The sequence below is a fragment of the Sphingomonas sp. CCH21-G11 genome (genome assembly GCF_001555965.1).
In the GTDB taxonomy this organism is placed as follows: Bacteria; Pseudomonadota; Alphaproteobacteria; order Sphingomonadales; family Sphingomonadaceae; genus Sphingomonas.
Map to the genome: position 1 here is coordinate 122023 of NZ_LSHX01000054.1, position 17287 is coordinate 139309.

Sequence of the window (17287 nt, forward strand, 5' to 3'; positions counted from 1 at the left end):
TGCTCCTCTGATCATGGGATCGCCGTCGCCTGATTGTCGTAATAGCGCTCGCGGATACCGCCGCCGCCGCCGCCGCCGCCCGAAACGCCACCACCGGCTGGCGTCCCCACGGGCGGCGTTACGACTGATCCGACCAGGCGTCGGCCGGGCGTGTTGAGCAAGCTGGCGTTCGTGGTGATCCCATAGGAAGGGTTGCCGCTGTTGTAGCCGCTGTCGTCATAGATCCAGTAGATCGTCCGAAACGCGAAGCCGAAGTAGATGCCGCCGCCAAAACTCAGCGTGCCCGCATCATCGAGGAGGTTGTGGGGCAGGATCTGGATCGTCGTGCCGCCGCCGCCGCCGTCATAATAGGCCCAAATTGGCGACCCCGGCTCGTTGGCCACGATCGTCCCGCCGACCTGCGTATTGCCGACAGTCGGGATATAGACCTGCTGCGCGCCGCCGACGGTATACATCGAATTGATGCGCCGCGACGTGCCGCGCCCGTTGGCGTCGAGCTGCGACAGCTTGGGGTTGGCGTTGACCACAGTGCCGATAGCGCCGTTGACCGACCCGCCGTTGATGACTGCGCTGGTATTGTCGGCATTGGGCTGCGCCATCATCGCTGCGCCCAGGCGGTCGACGGCGTTCTCCGCCAGCTCCCACGCGGTTCGCAGGGCCACCGGGTCGGGCACCTGCGTATCGGTGCCGCCCAGGTCCCAGCTCGGCGGTGGCAGTGCGCCGAGCCGACCGCCCAACGACGTGGCGGGCGCGCCGCTGTCGGGACCGAGCGCGTTATAGGCCGCCGCCTGGATCGGTTGCACGACGGCCGGAAAGCCCAGCTCGATATAGCGATCGACGTAACGCTGATATTTGTTGTTCAGCGCGCGCCACTCGCGGACGTATAACCACTTCTCGCCCGAGCTGATCACCCCGTCGCTGTCGATCGCCGCGACCCGCTGCTGCAGCGTATCGACGCGCGTGTCAGTATAGACGCGCAAAGCCTCTGCCAGGTCGTTGAGCGCGACCTCGTAAGCCACCAGCAGCGTCCGGCCCTGGGCGACGTTGATTGGCGTATCGACATTGGGATCGGGCCATGTCGGCTGGATGCTGATGAAGTTCTGCCAGTTGTTCCGGGCCGTCGTCGCCGCGTTTCGAACCGTGTTCAGCCCCGCGCTGCCGACGATCCCCGCCGCCTTCGCATCGAGCAGCGACCAGGTGCTCTCCAGCGTGGCGTTCTCACGATAGAGGATGGTGCGCTTTTCATAGGCCGACCATTTGCCGTCCTCGGTCAGCACCAGGATTTGATTGATCGAATTCTGGACCGTCGCCGGCACCAGGCCCAGCATCGCCACTTCGAATTCGGCGACGCGGGCCAGCGCCACCTGCCACCGGTTGCGATAGACGATCGGGTCAACGGCCGTGTCGGTCGTGCTGCTGCTTAAGGGCGGGTTGAGGTTGAACAGCAGCACGCCCAGGCTGCCCGGCTGATCGACATAGACCGCCGCCCCGGCGGCCTGGCGCGCCGGCGTCGCGCTGGCCGGGTTGCCCAGATTGTCATGCTTGATGACCAGCGCGTTCAACCGGTCGACCAGCTCGTTATAGTCCTGGAGGACCTCGGCCTTTTCCTTGCCGGCGGTGATCCAGCCATCGGACGAAATCCGCTCCGCCCGCGTCAGCGCCGCCGAGGCGATCGTCTGGGCAAAACGGCGCAGCGCCTGGGTCAACGCGTTGAGCGCGGCCTCATAGGCCGCCAGGACGTCGTTGTAAAACGTCCTGTTGATGTTGGAGCTCTGGCTCGTGTCGTCCCAAGGCGGCGTGATCGCGCCCAGCATCGCGACCCAGTCGTTCCGGGTCGAGTTGGCCGCCGACACGGCCGTCGTGACATCGGGGTCGCTGATCCCTGCCGCCTGGGCGGTCAACAGCAGATAGATCGCCTGGAGGCGGCGTGCGTTCGGGATCAGGACCGACTTCTTTTCGAACGGGTCGAGCTTGCCGTCCCCCGAAATCTCCAGCAGCGCCTGCGCGGCCTCCGCCACCTCGGTGATCGCGTCGGCAACGTCCTGCTCGACCTCGTCCATGCGCGCGAGCAGATCGGCGCGCGCCTGCTCCAGCGAGGTGCCGTCCTCATAGCCGATCTCGCCTGCCGGTACGATCGCGGAGATTTCGCCATCCTGGTGGATGCGCTGATTGCGGCGATAGCCCAGGCGGCGCGCTTTCATCGGCGCGATCGTCTGTTGCCGGCCCAAATACTCGCCGCGCAGCGTCTCAACGGGGGCGAAGGTCCAGGGGCGCAGCGACACGGTGTTGTTCGGCTCGATCACCCACAGCAGCGAGACGCCCAGGAACAGCCGGTCGAGCGCCTGGGCGGCGGTCTCGTCGCTGTCGATGTAGATGCCGGCGGCGGCCGGGCGGAGCAGGCGTGCGGCGGCGATATCGGCCAGCGCCGGGCCGCCCGCGCTCGCCAGGATTGCCGCGCCGATATCTGCGGCGGCCTCGGCATAGCCCGCGCCGATCTCGCCCAACAGGTCGGCGGTCAACGGCCCCGCCGGCTGGGTCCACCATTTCGCGCACGCGATCGACGGGGCGACCGCACCGCCACCCGGTTCGACCACGACGCCCTGCAACGTGGCGAAGGTCGCATCGGCGCTGCCCTGCCAGGCAACGACCTGCATCGGGCCTTCACGCCCCTTGTCACGCAGGGCGGCAAAGCCCTGCAGCGGACGCGCCGGATCGGCGAACTCATAGATATTGTTCGCCGGGTCGAGCACGCGACCCTCGACGTTGAACACGCGGCCGAACGCCCGGCGCTTCAGCGCTCCGGTGATCGTCGCCGGCCCCTCAATGCCGCCAGTGCCGGCGAAGAACCGGTCGGTCAGCGGCTTGTCGAGGCGGACCGACGGGTCGGCGGCGGTCAGGATCAGGCGGCCTTCGCGGATTTCGTCGCGCGCGATCGTGCCGGTCAGCACCCGGGCAAGCGCGCCGGCCTCGTCGCCGGCATCGATCTCGATCGCAGCGTCGGGCCAGTAATATTGCGCCAGCTCGTCGAGCTGCGCGGGCGCGGCGGGTGCAAAGCCGATCGCCGCAGACACGGGGCTGGTCGAGCCGGAGAAGCCGCGCTGCTCATAGCCGAACTGCGCCGAGAATTTCGGCTCACTCAAAATGCCGGCGCGATAGCCCTGGCCGGCCAGGCGATAGGGCTTGGCGCGCCCGCCACCCGCCAGGCGCACCGGCACCACCGCGCCGGTCGCCGGGTTGCGGGGCCAGGCGCGCAGATAATAGACCCGGCTCACAGGATCGCCTCACGGGTCAGGAAGCTGCGGTTATAGTCCTGCAGGCCCGCGCCCGGCGCGAAGGCGATGCCGCCGCCCAGCGTGCCGAGCTGGACGATGCCGGCATTGATCTGGGCGAGCAGGTCGTTCTGCTCGTTGGCCAGCGCGTTGGCGGTGTCCAGCTTGGCATTGGTGGCCCCGGTCGCGTCCTGGGCGGCGCGGATGCGATCGTTCTCTGCCTTGATGATCGCCTCGGCCGTGCTGATCGCATTGCTGCGATCGGCGGCGAACTCACCGCCCGCCGTGCCGAAGGCATCGCGCGACACTTCGAGCAGCCGGCGGCTCAATTCCGCCAGCTGGTCGGCCGCGCCATCGACGCCGGCCTCCGCATCCGCGCGCACCTTGGCGATTTCCGCCTGCAGGGTGGTGCGCTGATCGACCAGCGACCCCTCGGCCAGGCTACCGAACCGGGTGTCGTCCAGAAACGCCTTCAGGCCGCTGACGCGCTGCTTGAGCAGATCATCGACCAGCTTGGTGCGCTGCTCGACATTGACGCGCTCGATCGCGATGACGTCCAGGCCATAGTCGCGCGCGATGCGCAGCCGCTCCTTGGCCGTGCGGTCGAACTCCGCCAGCTCCTGGCGGATCGCGGCACCGGGGCCACCCGCGAGGATCTCGACCTCCTGGACCTTCAGCGCCTCGCTGATCGCCTTGTTGAGGTCGCTCGACGACTGTAGCGCCTTGCTGACCGCCGCCGACAGCCCGGTGATCGCGCCGTCCTTGATCGCGTCGGCGATCGCGAAGTTGACGGCCGCTTGGGCATCGTCGCGGAAATTGAACAGGCCCAGCTGCTCGTTGCGGCTCTCGCTCTTCGTCGGCCCCTTGGTCCGGCCCGATCCGGTCGTGTCGACGCGGAAATCGTCGTTGCGCTGGCCGATCGACACGCTGAAGCTGCCCAGGCCGCCGCCGAGCTGCTCGGCGACCTGGCGCAGGCCGTCCTGGATGGTGGTCGCCAGGCCGGCGGCGGCGCGCTCTCGCGAACCGCTGTTACCGGTGACGGTCGCCGGACCATCGACCGAGGTGACCGTGGCGCTGGCGCGCTTCGATGATTTGAACAGGCCGCCGACCACAGAACCCAGCACGCCGCCGACGATCGCGCCAAACGGCCCGGCGGCCTGGCCCAGACCGACTTCAAATACGGGCCGGACGTCGCCGCGCCGATCGTTCGCCGCGTGGTCGAGGAAGAGGAGGACCTGGCCGAAAGCGCGAAGACCGACGAAACCCATGCGCGCAATGGCTGGGTCCGCACCGCCGACAGCTTCAACGAGAAATATGGCGAGGGCTTCGTCCGCAAGACCGATCCCGACGCACCCGCCGGAGCCGCTGATCCGGCCCCGGCGGCATTGCCGCCCGCCCAGGCCGATCCTGCAACCGATCCGACGTCCGATCCTGCCGCCGATCCGGCATCATCGCCCGCCAACGACCCGGAACCGGTTCGCCGGGTGCCGCCACGGCAGATGCCCGACGCCGCCAGCTTCGCGGCCGACGATCCCGCTCCGCTCTACGTCTATCGCAAGCTGATCAACGCGACCGAGCTGCTTGAATGGGCGCGGTCCCAGGGCTTCGCCACGACGCTGGAGCCGGATGATCTGCATGTGACCGTCGCCTATTCGAAGCGCCCGGTGAATTGGTTCGCCATGACCGGATGGGGCGGCCCGGCCGAGCTGATCGTGGAACCCGGCGGCCCGCGCCTGGTCCGGCGCATGGGGGCCGGGGGATCGGAGGGCGAGGCGATCGCGCTGCTCTTCCAGGACGCGTCGCTCCAGTGGCGTCACCAGGAGATGCGCGACGCCGGCGCGAGCTGGGACCACCCCAGCTACCTGCCGCACGTCACGATCAGCTATCAGGGCCAGGCGATCGACCTCGACCAGGTCGAACCCTATCGCGGCCGTCTCGTGTTCGGCCCGGAGGTGTTCGAGGCGATCGACGAGGGCTGGCAGGACCGCATTTCCCAGCGCCCGGCTAACCAGCCGGCAAGCGGCTCCGCTCCGGCAAATTCGCCCGCCACCAGCTTCGCCGAGGACGAGGGCGACGACGCAGACAGCATCGTCGACCGGATGATCGCCGACAGCGGTTACCGGGCCGCCGACGCGATCACCGGCACGCTCATTGAGCGCATCCTCGCTGCCGAGACCGAAGAAGCCGCCCGCGCGCTGATCGCATCCGCGCTCGGGACCATCGACGAAGCCCCGCTCGCCCAGGCGCTGGAACGCGCCGGCTTCGCCGCCCGGCTCAAGGCCGCGACCCAGGACGGCACGACCGAGAAACTGAGCTGAAGGAGGCTTGCATGACCGATTTAGACCAGGATCAACCCGCGCCCCTGCCCGAAGGGGAATATGCGATCGTCGAAGTGCTCGGCCATCGCACGCTGGTCGGCCGCGTGACTGAGGTCGACCGGTTCGGCGCGAAGCTGATGTCGATCGAGCCGATCTACCAGGGCAAGCTCCTGGACGCCGTGCTGATCGGCGGCAGCTCGATCTACCAGTTCACGCCCTGCACCGCTGAAAGCGCGCGCAAGGTCGCGCCGCAGAACGCGGTTTACCTTCCCACCAGCATCCGCGCCACGCTGCCTGCGCCGGCCCTGCCGGCCCCGGATGACGAGGACGACGCGCCGTTCGGCGATCTCGATGACGATGAAGACCACTTCAGTGGCTATGCCGAGACAGTCCCCGACGATGTCGCCGCCCAAGTGCAGATGATGATCGACGACAGGGAGGCGCTCTGATGCTCGCCTTTTATCTCGGCGGCGTGATCGCGACGGCGTGCATCGTCCTCGGGGAAGTGATCGACGACGATAAACCGCTCGAGCTGGAGGACATGCTGCCTGTGCTGGCGTGGCCGATCGGCGTGGTGATGTTTGTCATCGCCGCGATCCGAGGGCGGTCATGAGCGCCCCCGCCTCGGCCACCGCACTCGCCGCCGCGAGCAGCGCCGCCAACGCCCTCGCCGAGCTGCTCCGCTTCGCCCGTGAAGGCGAACCGCCGGTCGCCAACGGTGCGTTCGAACCCGACACGATCGAGCAGCTCGCCGACGCGCTCAAGCTCGCGATCGACGTGGAGCTGCCCGCCGTCCTGGCCAACGGCATCGATCAGGAAGGCGCGGAGATGCTCGCCCAACTTTCCGCCGCCCTGGCGCGGTTCTTGGAGGGTTGGGCATGAGCAGCTCAAAGCCCTGCTTGGGCTATCCGAGCCGCACCGATGCGGTGCTGGCGCTCCGCGATCTCGGCCAGTCCGATCGTGAGATCGCCCGCCGCATCGGCATTGAGCCGAAGACGGTGACCGCGCTCGCGATCAGCGCCGATCGCAAGCGGCGCGACCGCACGCATGGCCGGTCGGAACGCATCGCCGGCAATGGCATCGTCCTGCCGCTTGACGTCCAGCAACGGCTGCGCAGCGCGGCTGCTCGCCGCCGGGTCAGCGTCCACCGCCTCGCCATCATGATCGTCGAAGCCGTTGCCGACAGTGATTTGGTCGACGCCGTCCTGGACGATAGCTGGGCCGGGGAGCTGGACGCATGAGGTTAGCATCCGCCTGGCTTCCTCGCCTCTCAGCATATGAGACGATGCACTGCGACCACGATGGCGAGTTTGAGGGCGTCGAGGTCGAGCTTTGCTGGGCAGGGTTTCGCTTCTCCGCTGCCTTCTGTCGCCGCACCCGCGTCGTGAAAGACGCCGACCGGGCACCGCCAACCGATGCCTGATCCGCTCGGCTATTCCATCTTCCTGGAGCCGACCGACGCCGTGCGCGCATTCCAGGCGCGCGGCGAACTGAAGACGACCGTCCGCTGGTCGGAGATGATGCATGAGAACCATGCGTCAGCCTTCACGGTCGCCAAGATCGCCCGCCTCGACCTGCTCCGCGCCATCCAGTCGTCGCTGGACGAGCAGATCCGCGACGGCGGCAGCTTCGATCGGTGGAAAACCGCAATCCTGCCCGAGCTGCAGCGCGCCGGATGGTGGGGCGCGGTCCAGGACCGCGAGCTGACCGGCACCGACGAGCGCATCGTGGTCAACGAGCGCCGGCTGCGCGTGATCTACAACACCAACATCCGCATGAGCCTGGCGGCGGGCCATTGGGCACGCATCCAGCGCCAGAAGGCGGCTTTTCCCTACCTGCGCTACGTGCCGTCAACCTCGGAGCGCAAACGCCAGCTCCACATCCCCTGGTATGGCATCGTGCTCCCGGTCGATCACCCGTGGTGGCAGACCCATTTCCCGCCCAATGGCTGGGGCTGCAAATGCGGCTTCGAACAGGTGACGCAACGCCGGCTTGAGCGCATGGGCTGGTCCGTCACTCCCGATGATCAGCTCCCGCCCGGCAAACCGACCACCTTCGTCGCCGCGACCGGACAGGCTTTCGACGTGCCGCAGGGCATCGACCCCGGCTTCAGCTACAATCCCGGCACGGCGCACCTGCGCGTGATGGCCGACAAGGCGGCAGCATCGATTGTCGCGGCGGCAGACGCCGGCCTGGACGCCGCCGCACGCCAGACATTGCGCGAGATCGTCGACGATGCCGCGTTCGAACAGTTTCTGGCCCTGCCCGAGGCGAGCTTTCCCGTCGCGCTGCTGACCGCCGAGCAGCAGGCGCTGATTTCGGCCAAGGCCCGCCTGGTCGTGCTGCCGACCGGCGTCTACCGCAAGCAGCTCGGCGAGGCCCCGGAGATCTCGCGCGGCCACCCGGATCTCACCGTCGCCAACTATCGCTTGCTGCCCGACATCGTCGATCGCGCGATCGTGATCGCCCAGCAGGGCGACAGCCGCCTGATCTACTTCGCCGATGAAGGCGGTCGGTTGTGGAAGGTCGTGGTGCGGCAGGACGCTGGCGAGCCGCTGCCGGCCGTCGTTAGCTTCCATGCCAGCCGCCCGCGCAACATCGCAGGCGAAACGCGCAATCTGACGATCCTGCTCGATCGGAGGGGGGCATGAGCGGCGCACGGTGGGGACTTCCGGTCCCCCACAAAGTGATCGACGGCCAGAAGCCTAGCACTACGGTGGGAAGCTTTACCGCGTCGCGTGCGCCGCTCCGCGCATATAGCGCGCAGCGCCTTAACAAGCAATTCCGCGCCGACAGGCGGGGGACGGGGCGCGCCAACGCCCCATGCCGACGGTCTCGACCCGTCATGACCATCCTGGCCAGGTCTGGCCATCCCGCCCTCCGGTCCGGAGGCAGGGAACATAGTGGGAACATCATGACGGAGTCGAGTCCGATTTCAGCGGCGCTGCAGCCGCCGTTCAACGCCCCTGAAAATGCCCTTTCGCCGGTCGATCCGGTCCTGCCAGTTGCGCCCTATATCGGCGGCAAGCGCCGCCTGGCGAAGCGGATCATCGCCCGCATCGCTGGCGTGCCGCACCTCACCTATGCGGAGGTGTTTGTTGGCATGGGCGGCGTGTTCCTGCGCCGCGAGGTGCGCTCGCAGGTCGAGGTCATCAACGACTGGTCGGAGGACGTGTCGACGCTCTTCCGCATCCTTCAGCGCCACTATGTGCTGTTCCTGGAGATGCTCCGGTTTCAGGTCACCTCGCGCGCGAACTTCGAAAAGCTGCTCCGCCAGGAGCCGTCGTCACTGACCGATCTGGAACGCGCCGCGCGCTTCCTCTACGTCCAGCGCCTGGCCTTCGGTGGCAAGGTTGCCGGCCGCCATTTCGGGGTCAGCCCGGTCAACTCGGCGCGCTTCGATGTCACCCGCCTGCAGCCGATGCTGGAGGCGATTTGGGAGCGCCTGGCCGGCGTCGTGATCGAGCGGATGCGGTGGCAGGATTTCCTCGCGCGTTACGATCGGCCGGGCACGCTCTTCTACCTCGACCCGCCCTATTACGGCTGCGAAAACGACTATGGCCAGGCCATGTTCGACCGCGCCGAATTTGAGCAGATGGCGGAGCTGCTCGCGGGCCTGAAAGGTCGCTTCCTGCTCAGTCTGAACGCCCACCCGGAGGTGCGCCGCATCTTCGCCGGCTTCGCGATCGAGGAGGTCCAGACCAGCTATTCGGTCGGCGGCAACGACCGCCCCAAAGCGGTCACCGAGCTGATCATTTCGAGCCGCCCGACATGAGGCAAAGGCGTGCCACTTCTCGGCGCTTTACGTGCCAGACAGAACTGGCACGATTGGCCTCGTTTTTCGAGCCGTTATCACGACAAACCGCCCAATTTGCCGGGCTTTTTGCGAAGTGGCTCTTTTTTGTCGTCGGAACTGGCACGTGCCGGCACTCCACCCACGCATTTCTGCGGTTTTTGCGCCGCTTGTTCGCGTCGGACGGCCGTTTTTCACGCAAAGACCTGGGAAAACGACAATAATTCTCTCAACCGCGCCACAATGGCCGAAACCCCCGATTTATGGGCATTATCGTCCCACTATGTCCCGAAAAGGCCCGCAATATCCCGCCTCTCCTGCAACCGTATTTAATGTCGCGGCACAGAGCGTGTTCAGGCATGCCGCCTTGGTCGTCGGGCCGGGCGTGTCGCCGATCACCAGCCTGACGCGGGCGTCGCGGTCGGCGATCGCACGAACCGCGTCGATCGTTGCCGTATCGTTGGGATAGGTGCCGACATAGATGTCGAAATCGGGATGATCGAACCGGGCGAGCGCGGTCTGCAGCATTGCGCCGATGACCGCCGCCTCGTCCCAGGCGGGCACGAACACCGCCAGACGATGTTCGGGCCCGGGCAACCGTTCAAGGCGCTCGCCGTTCCCGCGCCGGCGATGGCGCAGCGCCTGCCATCCGAACACCAGGTCGACCGCCACGTCGTCGATCCCGCCGACCAGGAAACCGATCGCCGCGAACAACATCAATTCATGATTGAATATGTCGAGCGCGTTCAGCGCGACGTCGCCCCACGCCAACGCAAGTCCCCCCTCCGGTTCCCCGGCGAGGGATTACGCGTTTTGCGCAATCAATTCAAAGCGGAATTGTGGCGCCTGGTCGCAGGCGCGCGCGTTTTCCGGCGGCCGGTGGAACCCAAGAGGTTCGCCAGCGTTGCGGCGACTGGTCCCGTTGACACGGGCACTGGTGCCGTACGCACCGGCCGCGCCGCAGCGTATCCGCGGCGCGGCCCACCTTCTCAGTTTTCCTTTCGCGCTCAGGCGGAGCGGGTTTGCCGCCCCGCCTGCACGACCCGGTTACCAGTAGAAGCCGGGAAGGGTGCGCAGCACATAGCCGCGGCGCGTGTCGACCAGCAGCACGTCGTCATAGTGCCGCACCCAGCGATTGTAACGGCCCGGGGGCGGGAGCCGGTAACGGCCGGGATTGCTGATGAAATACCGGTCGCCATAATAGCGCGGCGCGATCCGCGCCCCGGTGCGGAAACGCTGGTAGGCGAACGGTGCCCGCCAGTTGCCGCGCGCATAGACCGTGCGGTTGCGGCCGCGATAATCGCGCCAGTCATTGTCGCCCCAGCGCCGTTCGCGCACGCTTTCGTTCAGGTCGCGGCGGGCTTCACGCACGTCGCGGCGCTCGCGCCGGACGTCGCGCGGCGACCCGAAGCGTTCGGCGCGCCGCAATTCGCGCTGCTCTTCGCGCAGGTCGCGCGCGTCGCGACGGATTTCACCGCGCGACTGGGCGGCCGCCGGCGCGACGACCGTCGGGACCGCCAGCGCGGTGACCAGCGCGGTCAGGATCAGTTTACGCATCTTCTACCTCCATGTTCGCGGGACTCGTTCCCGATGGAGGGAGTTATGCCGAGGGCACGCTGAACGGGTGTCGAACGCGTTGGTCAGGAACGCGAAAGGCGCGCGGCGGGTGCGCCGCGTCAGTTCGGCCCGCCGGGCCCGCCGCCGCCGGGGCCAGCGCCCGGCGCGCCGACCGTGCCGATATTGCCGAACAGGTCCTGGAAAAAGCCGCGCCGCCGGCCCAGCGTCGGGGTCGAATCGTCGCTCGGCTGGATCGATGCGACCAGTTCCGCGCCGGTCTTGTCGACCGAGGTGACGTTGCCCGCCTGGTCGAAGGTCAGCTTGAGCGTCGTCTGGGTTTCGGGGCGCGGGCGGTTGAACGCCAGGTTGCGGCTGTCGCGTGCAATATAGTACCAGACGTTGTCCGAAAACTGCCCGGAAAAGCTCGGCGTGCCGAGCGTCTTGAGCACCGAATCCTTGTTGTCGACGCCCGGCTGGACCGAATTGACCAGGTCGGCATCGACGATATAGCCCTGATGGCTGCGCAGCCGGGTGCAGCCGCCCGCCGCCGCGGCAAGGCCGATCAGGGCGATCGAGGCGATCAGGCGTTTGGGAAGCGGTGACATTCGAAACTCTCCAGGGAACGCCGACACACGGCTGACGGGCGTGAAGCCGCATTGCATCATCGGCCACGCCAATCAATATGCGTCCCGGCGTGGCCAGACAAGGCAACGCGGGATGCAAGGGAGTTGACGCGCGATGGGCCTATTCGACCGGTGGCTGGGCAAGCCCCGCGACGTGCCGGCGCTGACGCTTTATCGCGCGGTGGTCGAACGTGCCCGCCAGCCGCACTGGTATCTCGACGGCGGCGTGCCCGACACGGTCGATGGCCGGTTCGACATGATCGCCGCGGTCCTGTCGATGCTGCTGCTTCGGCTGGAGCACGAGCCTGCAGGTGCGGCTCCGGCTGCGCATCTCGCGGAACGATTCATCGACGACATGGACGGCCAGCTGCGCCAGATCGGCTTTGGCGACATCGTCGTCGGCAAGCAGGTCGGCCGGATGATGGGGATGCTCGGCGGCCGGCTGGGCGCCTATCGCGACGGGCTGGCGGCCGGCCCGGACGGGCTCGACGCGCCGCTTCGCCGCAATCTCTATCGCGGCGAAACGCCGGGCGCGGCACAGGTCGCCCATGTCCGCGACCAGCTCGTCGCATTGCGTGCGCGGCTGGACGACGTGACCGTGGAAACGCTGCTGGCGGGCAGGCTGCCATGACCGCCGCGCCCGAATTCAGCCGCCCGGTGCGGCTCGATCAGGTCGGTGCGGGCGAGAGCACGCTGGCGATTTCAGCCGAGCCCGCCGAGCGCGCGGCGCTGGCGCGGCGGTTCGATCTGATCGCGATCGACCGGCTGGAGGCACAGTTCCGCCTGCGCCGCGACGCCATCGGCATCCTGGCGAGCGGCAGCGTTACCGGCGACGTCGTCCAGGCGTGCGTCGCCACCGGCGCGCCGGTGCCGGACACGATCGACGAGCCGTTCCTGATCCGCTTCCTGCCCGAAACCGAAGCCGGCGACGCCGACGAGATCGAGCTGAGCGACGACGATTGCGACACGGTTTTCTATGCGGGCGGCGCGATCGATCTGGGCGAGGCGGCGGCCGAGACGCTGGCGCTCGCGCTCGACCCCTATCCGCGCGTGCCCGACGCGGATGCCCAGTTGCGCGCGGCGGGCGTGCTGCGCGAGGAAGAGGCCGGCCCCTTCGGTCCGCTTGCGGGGCTGCGCGACAAGCTGGCCGGAAGGCGCGGCGATTAGCGCGCCTGTCGATTGCCGATGCCGCGCGCCAGCATCTCCGCGATCTGGTCGGCGATGAGGTCCGGCGCCTCGGTGTCGCTCCAGACGCCGTAGCGCAGCCCCAGAAAGACGTTCATCCCCATCAGCGCCCAGGCATGCACCTCCGACACGTCGGCGCGCACTTCGCCGCGTTCCGCTGCGGCGCGCAGCCGGGCGTGGATGCGGTCGGCGGTGTTCGCATAATGCAGCCGAAAGCTTTCGGGATCGACGAACTCGGCCTCGTCGATGATGCGATAGATTTCCTTGTGCTCGCGGACAAAGCGGATGAATTCGAGCAGGCCCGCGCGCTCGGCGGCAATCTGGTCGGTCGCACCGCGGATCGCGGGGGCGACATGGTCGCGCACCTGGTCCGACATGTCGCGCACCAGCGCCCGGAACACATCGTCCTTCGAATCGAAATAGGTGTAGAAGCTGCCGAGCGCCACGCCCGCGCGGCGCGTGATCGCGCTGATCGACCCTTCGTGAAAACCCTTCTCGCCGAACTCGGCGGCGGCAGCGTCCAGGATGGCGCGCAACGTCCGCTGGCCACGCGCGGTTCGCGGCGCCTTGCCCGCGCTCGCGGGGGATGACGGGATCGCCGGCGCGCGTTCGGTCGCCGACGCGTTCGCATCGGCACCGGCCCGCATCGTCGCGCGCCGCCTTGCCGGTCGTTCAGTCGCCAAACCGCATCATCCCTGTCGCCTTTCACTGCAAAGTTGAAAACCGGTTCACCTTTCATTATAGCCGCCGGCATGCGCTTACAAGCCGGGCCAACCGGCGCATCCGTCAGGGAAGGGGATCAGACATGAAAAGCCGCATCGCGTCATTATCATTCGCGCTTTCGCTGGGCACCGCGCTCGCCGCGGCGCTCGCGGCGCCGGCCCAGGCGCAGGAAGCCTCGGCCGATACGGCTCAGGCCGACGAAACCGCTGCCGGCGACATCATCGTCACCGCACGGCGACGTGAGGAAACGCTGCTCGACGTGCCGATCGCGATCACCGCGTTCAGCGGCGATCAGTTGGCTGCTGCCGGCGCGATCGACGTGACCGACCTTGCTCAGGTGACGCCCAACGTGACGCTGGAAGTCTCGCGCGGGACCAACTCGACGCTCAGCGCCTTCATTCGCGGCGTCGGCCAGCAGGACCCGGTCGCCGGGTTCGAAGCCGGCGTCGGCATCTACCTCGACGATGTCTATCTCAACCGCCCCCAGGCGGCGGTGCTCGACATCTATGACGTCGAACGGATCGAGATCCTGCGCGGGCCGCAGGGGACGCTCTATGGCCGCAACACGATCGGCGGCGCGGTCAAATATGTGACCCGCCGGCTGGGCGACGATCCCGAGCTGCGCGTGCGTGCCACTTATGGCACCTATGACCAGGCCGATGGCGTGATCTCCGCCAGCGCGCCGATCGGCGATGGCACGTTCAAGATCGGTGGCGCGTTCGCGCGCCTGTCGCGCGGCGGTTTCGGCGACAATCTCACCACCGGTGACGAGAATTACAACAAGGATATCTGGGCAGGCCGCGCGACGCTGCAGTTCGAGCCGAGCGACGCGCTGTTCGTCCGCCTGTCGGGGGATTACACCCGTGACGACAGCAATCCGCGCGGTGGCCATCGCCTGATCCCCGGCATTGCGACCGGTGCCCCGGTGCTGGCCGACGTGTTCGACAGCCGTGGCGGCCTGCGCGATCCTGAACAGAAGGTCGAAGCCTATGGCGGTTCGCTGTTCGTCGAGGCGAGGCCGACCGAATGGCTGACCTTCCGCTCGATCACCGGCTGGCGTCAGGACGAAAGCGGCACGCCGATCGACTTCGACGCGCTGCCCGCCGTCCAGGTTGACGTGCCCGCGATCTATGAGAACGAACAGTTCAGCCAGGAAGTACAGTTCCTGGTCGATACCGGCCGCTTCAACGGCTTGATCGGGCTCTATTATCTCGATGCCAGCGCGCGCACCGTGTTCGACGTGCGCCTGCCCGGCGGCGTCACCGCGCTGACCTTCGGCGATGTCGAGACCGATACGACGGCGATCTTCGGCGATTTCACCTATGATCTGACCGACCAGTTCAGCCTGTCGGTCGGCGGTCGCTATACCTGGGACACCCGCCAGTCGACGATCCTGCGCCAGACCTTCCTGGGCGGCGGATCGCCCTTCTTCAACGGCGCGGGCACGTTGTTCGCCACCACGTCCAATTTCCGGGGCAGCGCCGATTTCGGCGAGTTCACGCCGCGCGCGTCGATCCAGTTCCAGCCCAACGACAACCACAATTTCTACGCCAGCTATTCGCGCGGCTTCAAGGGCGGCGGCTTCGACCCGCGCGGCCAGTCGACCGCGTGCCGCACGCCGACCGGCGGGGTGTGCAACGCCGCGCAGGTGTTCGATTTCCTGTCGTTCGATCCCGAAACCGTGGACACCTATGAAATCGGCTGGAAGGGCGCGGTGTTCGACCGCCGCCTGACCTTCGCGCTGGCGGCGTTCCGCACCGACTATACCGATGTCCAGGTGCCCGGATCGATCGGCACCGTCGTCAACGGGCAACAGACCTTCATCGGCGTCACCACCAATGCCGGCGGCGCGCGGATCGACGGCATCGAGGGCGAGTTCAATCTGGTCGCGGCGCGCGACTTCGCCGCTGGCGGCGACCGGCTGACGCTGTCGGGCAATTTCGGCTATCTCGACGCGCGCTACACCCAGTTCATCGACGGTCGCGGGATCGACGTGGCGGACCGCCGCTCGTTCCAGAATACCCCCGACTGGACCGCCAGCGGCACGATTGCCTATTCGGTCCCGGTCGGTGACGGGTCAGTCGATTTCGGCACCACCGTCGCCTATCGCGGCGACAGCCAGCAGTTCGAGCTGCGCACGCCGCTGCTCGACCAGCCGGCCTATGCGCTGTGGGACGTCAACATCGCCTGGAACATCAATGATCGCTACACGGTCAGCGTCCATGGCCGCAATCTGACCGATAAGCAGTATATCGTGTCGGGCTATAACTTCCTGCTCCAGAACCCGGACACCGGCGAGTTCGTCCGCAATGCGACGACCGGCAATCTGGTGCCGACGCTGGGCACCGAAGGGGTGCTCACCGCCTATTACGGCAACCCGCGTCAGGTGTTCGCCACCTTCTCCGCCCGTTTTTGAACGATCGGCGCGTGTCCCGGGCCGGATGTCCGTTTGACGGGCGTCCGGCCCATGCCCCATGACGGGACCCGATAAGCAACTGGAGAGGCACAGGTGGAGCAATTGGCCAGCGCGCGGACGGCGAGTCCGGGCTATCGCCGGCTGGTGCTGGCGATGCTGCTGCTCGTCTACACCTTCAACTTTCTCGACCGCCAGATCCTCGGCATCCTTGCCCAGCCGATCAAGGCGGACCTGGGGCTGAGCGACACCCAACTGGGGGCGCTGGGCGGCATTGCCTTTGCGCTCCTCTATTCCACGCTCGCAATTCCGCTGGCGCTGGTCGCCGATCGCACCAGTCGCAGCTGGGTCATCACCATTTCGCTGACCGTGTGGAGCGGCTTCACCGCCCTGTGCGGCCTGGCCACAGGTTTTTGGCAGCTCTTCCTGTTCCGGCTGGGCGTCGGGGTCGGGGAGGCGGGCGGCGTTGCGCCCTCCTATGCAATGATCGCCGATTATTTCCCGCCCGCGGAACGCGCCCGCGCGCTGGCGATCTATTCGCTGGGCATCCCGATCGGGCTGGCCGGGGGTGCGCTGCTCGGCGGCTATATCGCCGCGATGGTCGAATGGCGCACGGCCTTCATCGTCGTCGGCTTGCTCGGCGTCGCCATCGCGCCCGTCTTTCGCCTGCTGGTCAAGGAACCGCCGCGCGGCATGGCCGATGGCGGCACCGCGCCGCAACTCGCCGCCGCGCCGGTCGGGCAGGTGTTTGGCATCCTGGCGCGCAAGCCCAGCTTCTGGCTGATGGCGTTCGCCGCGTCGTTCAGCTCGATCTGCGGCTATGGCCTGGCATTCTGGACGCCGTCGATCCTGATCCGCAGCTTCGGCTTCGACTTGCTGGGCGTCTCGCAATTCTTCGGCACGGTGCTGCTGGTCGGCGGCACGGCGGGGGTGTTCCTGGGCGGCTGGCTCGCCGATCGGCTGGGGCCGGCGGATCGCGGTGCCTATGCGCGGCTGCCCGCCATCGCCTGGGTCATCACCATCCCCTTCTTTGCCGCCGCGTTGCTGTCGCCTTCGCCGGTGCTGGCCTGGTTCCTGTTCCTGATCCCCAACGGGCTCAACATCCTGTGGCTGGGGCCGGTCAACACTGCGATGCAGAACCTGGTGCCCGCGCACATGCGCGCGACGGCGTCGGCCAGCTTCCTGTTCATCAACAACCTGATCGGGCTGGGGCTAGGCTCGTGGATCCTGGGCGCGATGTCGGACGCGATGACCGCGCGATTCGGGGATGAAGCGCTGCGTTATGCTGCGGTCGGCGCGCTCGGCTTCTATGCGGTGGCGGCGACGTTGATGTTCCTGGCGGTCCGCCCGCTCCGGCGCGACTGGATCGCGTGAGGGGTGGATCGCGAAACATCGCGCCAGTTGTA

Annotated in this window: 17 protein-coding genes; 11 read left to right on the top strand and 6 right to left on the bottom strand. The window is 67.4% G+C overall.

Annotated elements, in window-relative coordinates; genetic code table 11:
* Positions 1–11 precede the first annotated feature (11 nt).
* Complete coding sequence (locus AX676_RS15230) at positions 12–3272, bottom strand: hypothetical protein (RefSeq protein WP_066483613.1); 3261 nt, start codon at positions 3270–3272, stop codon at positions 12–14.
* Positions 3269–4537, bottom strand: coding sequence for a hypothetical protein (locus AX676_RS15235; RefSeq protein WP_066483618.1), 1269 nt, complete (start codon positions 4535–4537; stop codon positions 3269–3271). The genes AX676_RS15230 and AX676_RS15235 overlap by 4 nt, the downstream gene beginning before the upstream one ends.
* Here AX676_RS15235 and AX676_RS15240 point away from each other — a divergent pair.
* The 7 genes from AX676_RS15240 (at position 4484) to AX676_RS15265 (ending at position 9362) form a co-directional block, all read left to right on the top strand.
* Entirely contained in the window at positions 4484–5587 is a 1104-nt protein-coding gene (locus AX676_RS15240) for a hypothetical protein (RefSeq protein WP_066483620.1), read from the top strand. The genes AX676_RS15235 and AX676_RS15240 overlap by 54 nt on opposite strands.
* A gap of 11 nt (positions 5588–5598) precedes the next feature.
* Positions 5599–6036, top strand: coding sequence for a hypothetical protein (locus tag AX676_RS15245; protein ID WP_066483622.1), 438 nt, complete (start codon positions 5599–5601; stop codon positions 6034–6036).
* Positions 6036–6200, top strand: a complete 165-nt coding sequence (locus tag AX676_RS17960) for a hypothetical protein (protein ID WP_156437865.1) — start codon at positions 6036–6038, stop codon at positions 6198–6200. Before AX676_RS15245 ends, AX676_RS17960 begins: the two co-directional genes overlap by 1 nt.
* Positions 6197–6469: a hypothetical protein gene (locus tag AX676_RS15250; protein WP_066483623.1), complete on the top strand. Its 273-nt coding sequence runs from the start codon at positions 6197–6199 to the stop codon at positions 6467–6469. Before AX676_RS17960 ends, AX676_RS15250 begins: the two co-directional genes overlap by 4 nt.
* The gene (locus AX676_RS15255; RefSeq protein WP_066544437.1) at positions 6466–6828 is read left to right on the top strand and encodes a hypothetical protein; all 363 of its coding nucleotides are present in this window, start codon (positions 6466–6468) and stop codon (positions 6826–6828) included. Before AX676_RS15250 ends, AX676_RS15255 begins: the two co-directional genes overlap by 4 nt.
* 174 nt (positions 6829–7002) lie before the next feature.
* Entirely contained in the window at positions 7003–8238 is a 1236-nt protein-coding gene (locus tag AX676_RS15260) for a phage head morphogenesis protein (protein WP_066483627.1), read from the top strand.
* A gap of 263 nt (positions 8239–8501) precedes the next feature.
* Positions 8502–9362, top strand: a complete 861-nt coding sequence (locus AX676_RS15265; RefSeq protein ID WP_082730888.1) for a DNA adenine methylase — start codon at positions 8502–8504, stop codon at positions 9360–9362.
* A 288-nt stretch (positions 9363–9650) separates the two neighbouring features.
* On the opposite strand, the gene AX676_RS15270 is transcribed toward AX676_RS15265, so the two are convergent.
* The 3 genes from AX676_RS15270 to AX676_RS15280 form a co-directional block, all read right to left on the bottom strand.
* The gene (locus AX676_RS15270; protein ID WP_066483628.1) at positions 9651–10151 is read right to left on the bottom strand and encodes a glycosyltransferase; all 501 of its coding nucleotides are present in this window, start codon (positions 10149–10151) and stop codon (positions 9651–9653) included.
* A 276-nt stretch (positions 10152–10427) separates the two neighbouring features.
* Positions 10428–10937 carry an RcnB family protein gene (locus AX676_RS15275; protein WP_066483630.1) on the bottom strand — a complete coding sequence of 170 codons (510 nt, stop codon included), beginning with the start codon at positions 10935–10937 and terminating at the stop codon, positions 10428–10430.
* 119 nt (positions 10938–11056) lie between these two features.
* A complete protein-coding gene (locus AX676_RS15280) occupies positions 11057–11542 on the bottom strand; it encodes an outer membrane protein assembly factor BamE (RefSeq protein WP_066483631.1) in 486 nt (161 codons plus the stop codon).
* Positions 11543–11675: 133 nt separating this feature from the next.
* Here AX676_RS15280 and AX676_RS15285 point away from each other — a divergent pair, with 133 nt between their 5' ends.
* Positions 11676–12191 (top strand): ubiquinol-cytochrome C chaperone family protein, encoded by a 516-nt coding sequence (locus AX676_RS15285; protein ID WP_066483632.1) that lies wholly within the window; start codon positions 11676–11678, stop codon positions 12189–12191.
* Entirely contained in the window at positions 12188–12727 is a 540-nt protein-coding gene (locus AX676_RS15290) for a YceD family protein (RefSeq protein WP_066483634.1), read from the top strand. Before AX676_RS15285 ends, AX676_RS15290 begins: the two co-directional genes overlap by 4 nt.
* Here the strand turns inward: AX676_RS15290 and AX676_RS15295 are convergent.
* Positions 12724–13392: a TetR/AcrR family transcriptional regulator gene (locus tag AX676_RS15295; protein ID WP_082730887.1), complete on the bottom strand. Its 669-nt coding sequence runs from the start codon at positions 13390–13392 to the stop codon at positions 12724–12726. The two genes, AX676_RS15290 and AX676_RS15295, sit on opposite strands and share 4 nt — an antisense overlap.
* A gap of 158 nt (positions 13393–13550) precedes the next feature.
* Here AX676_RS15295 and AX676_RS15300 point away from each other — a divergent pair, with 158 nt between their 5' ends.
* Together AX676_RS15300 and AX676_RS15305 are read left to right on the top strand one after the other, a co-directional pair.
* Positions 13551–15884, top strand: a complete 2334-nt coding sequence (locus AX676_RS15300) for a TonB-dependent receptor (RefSeq protein WP_066483638.1) — start codon at positions 13551–13553, stop codon at positions 15882–15884.
* A 153-nt stretch (positions 15885–16037) separates the two neighbouring features.
* Positions 16038–17255 (top strand): spinster family MFS transporter, encoded by a 1218-nt coding sequence (locus AX676_RS15305; protein ID WP_066483727.1) that lies wholly within the window; start codon positions 16038–16040, stop codon positions 17253–17255.
* Positions 17256–17287 lie beyond the last annotated feature (32 nt).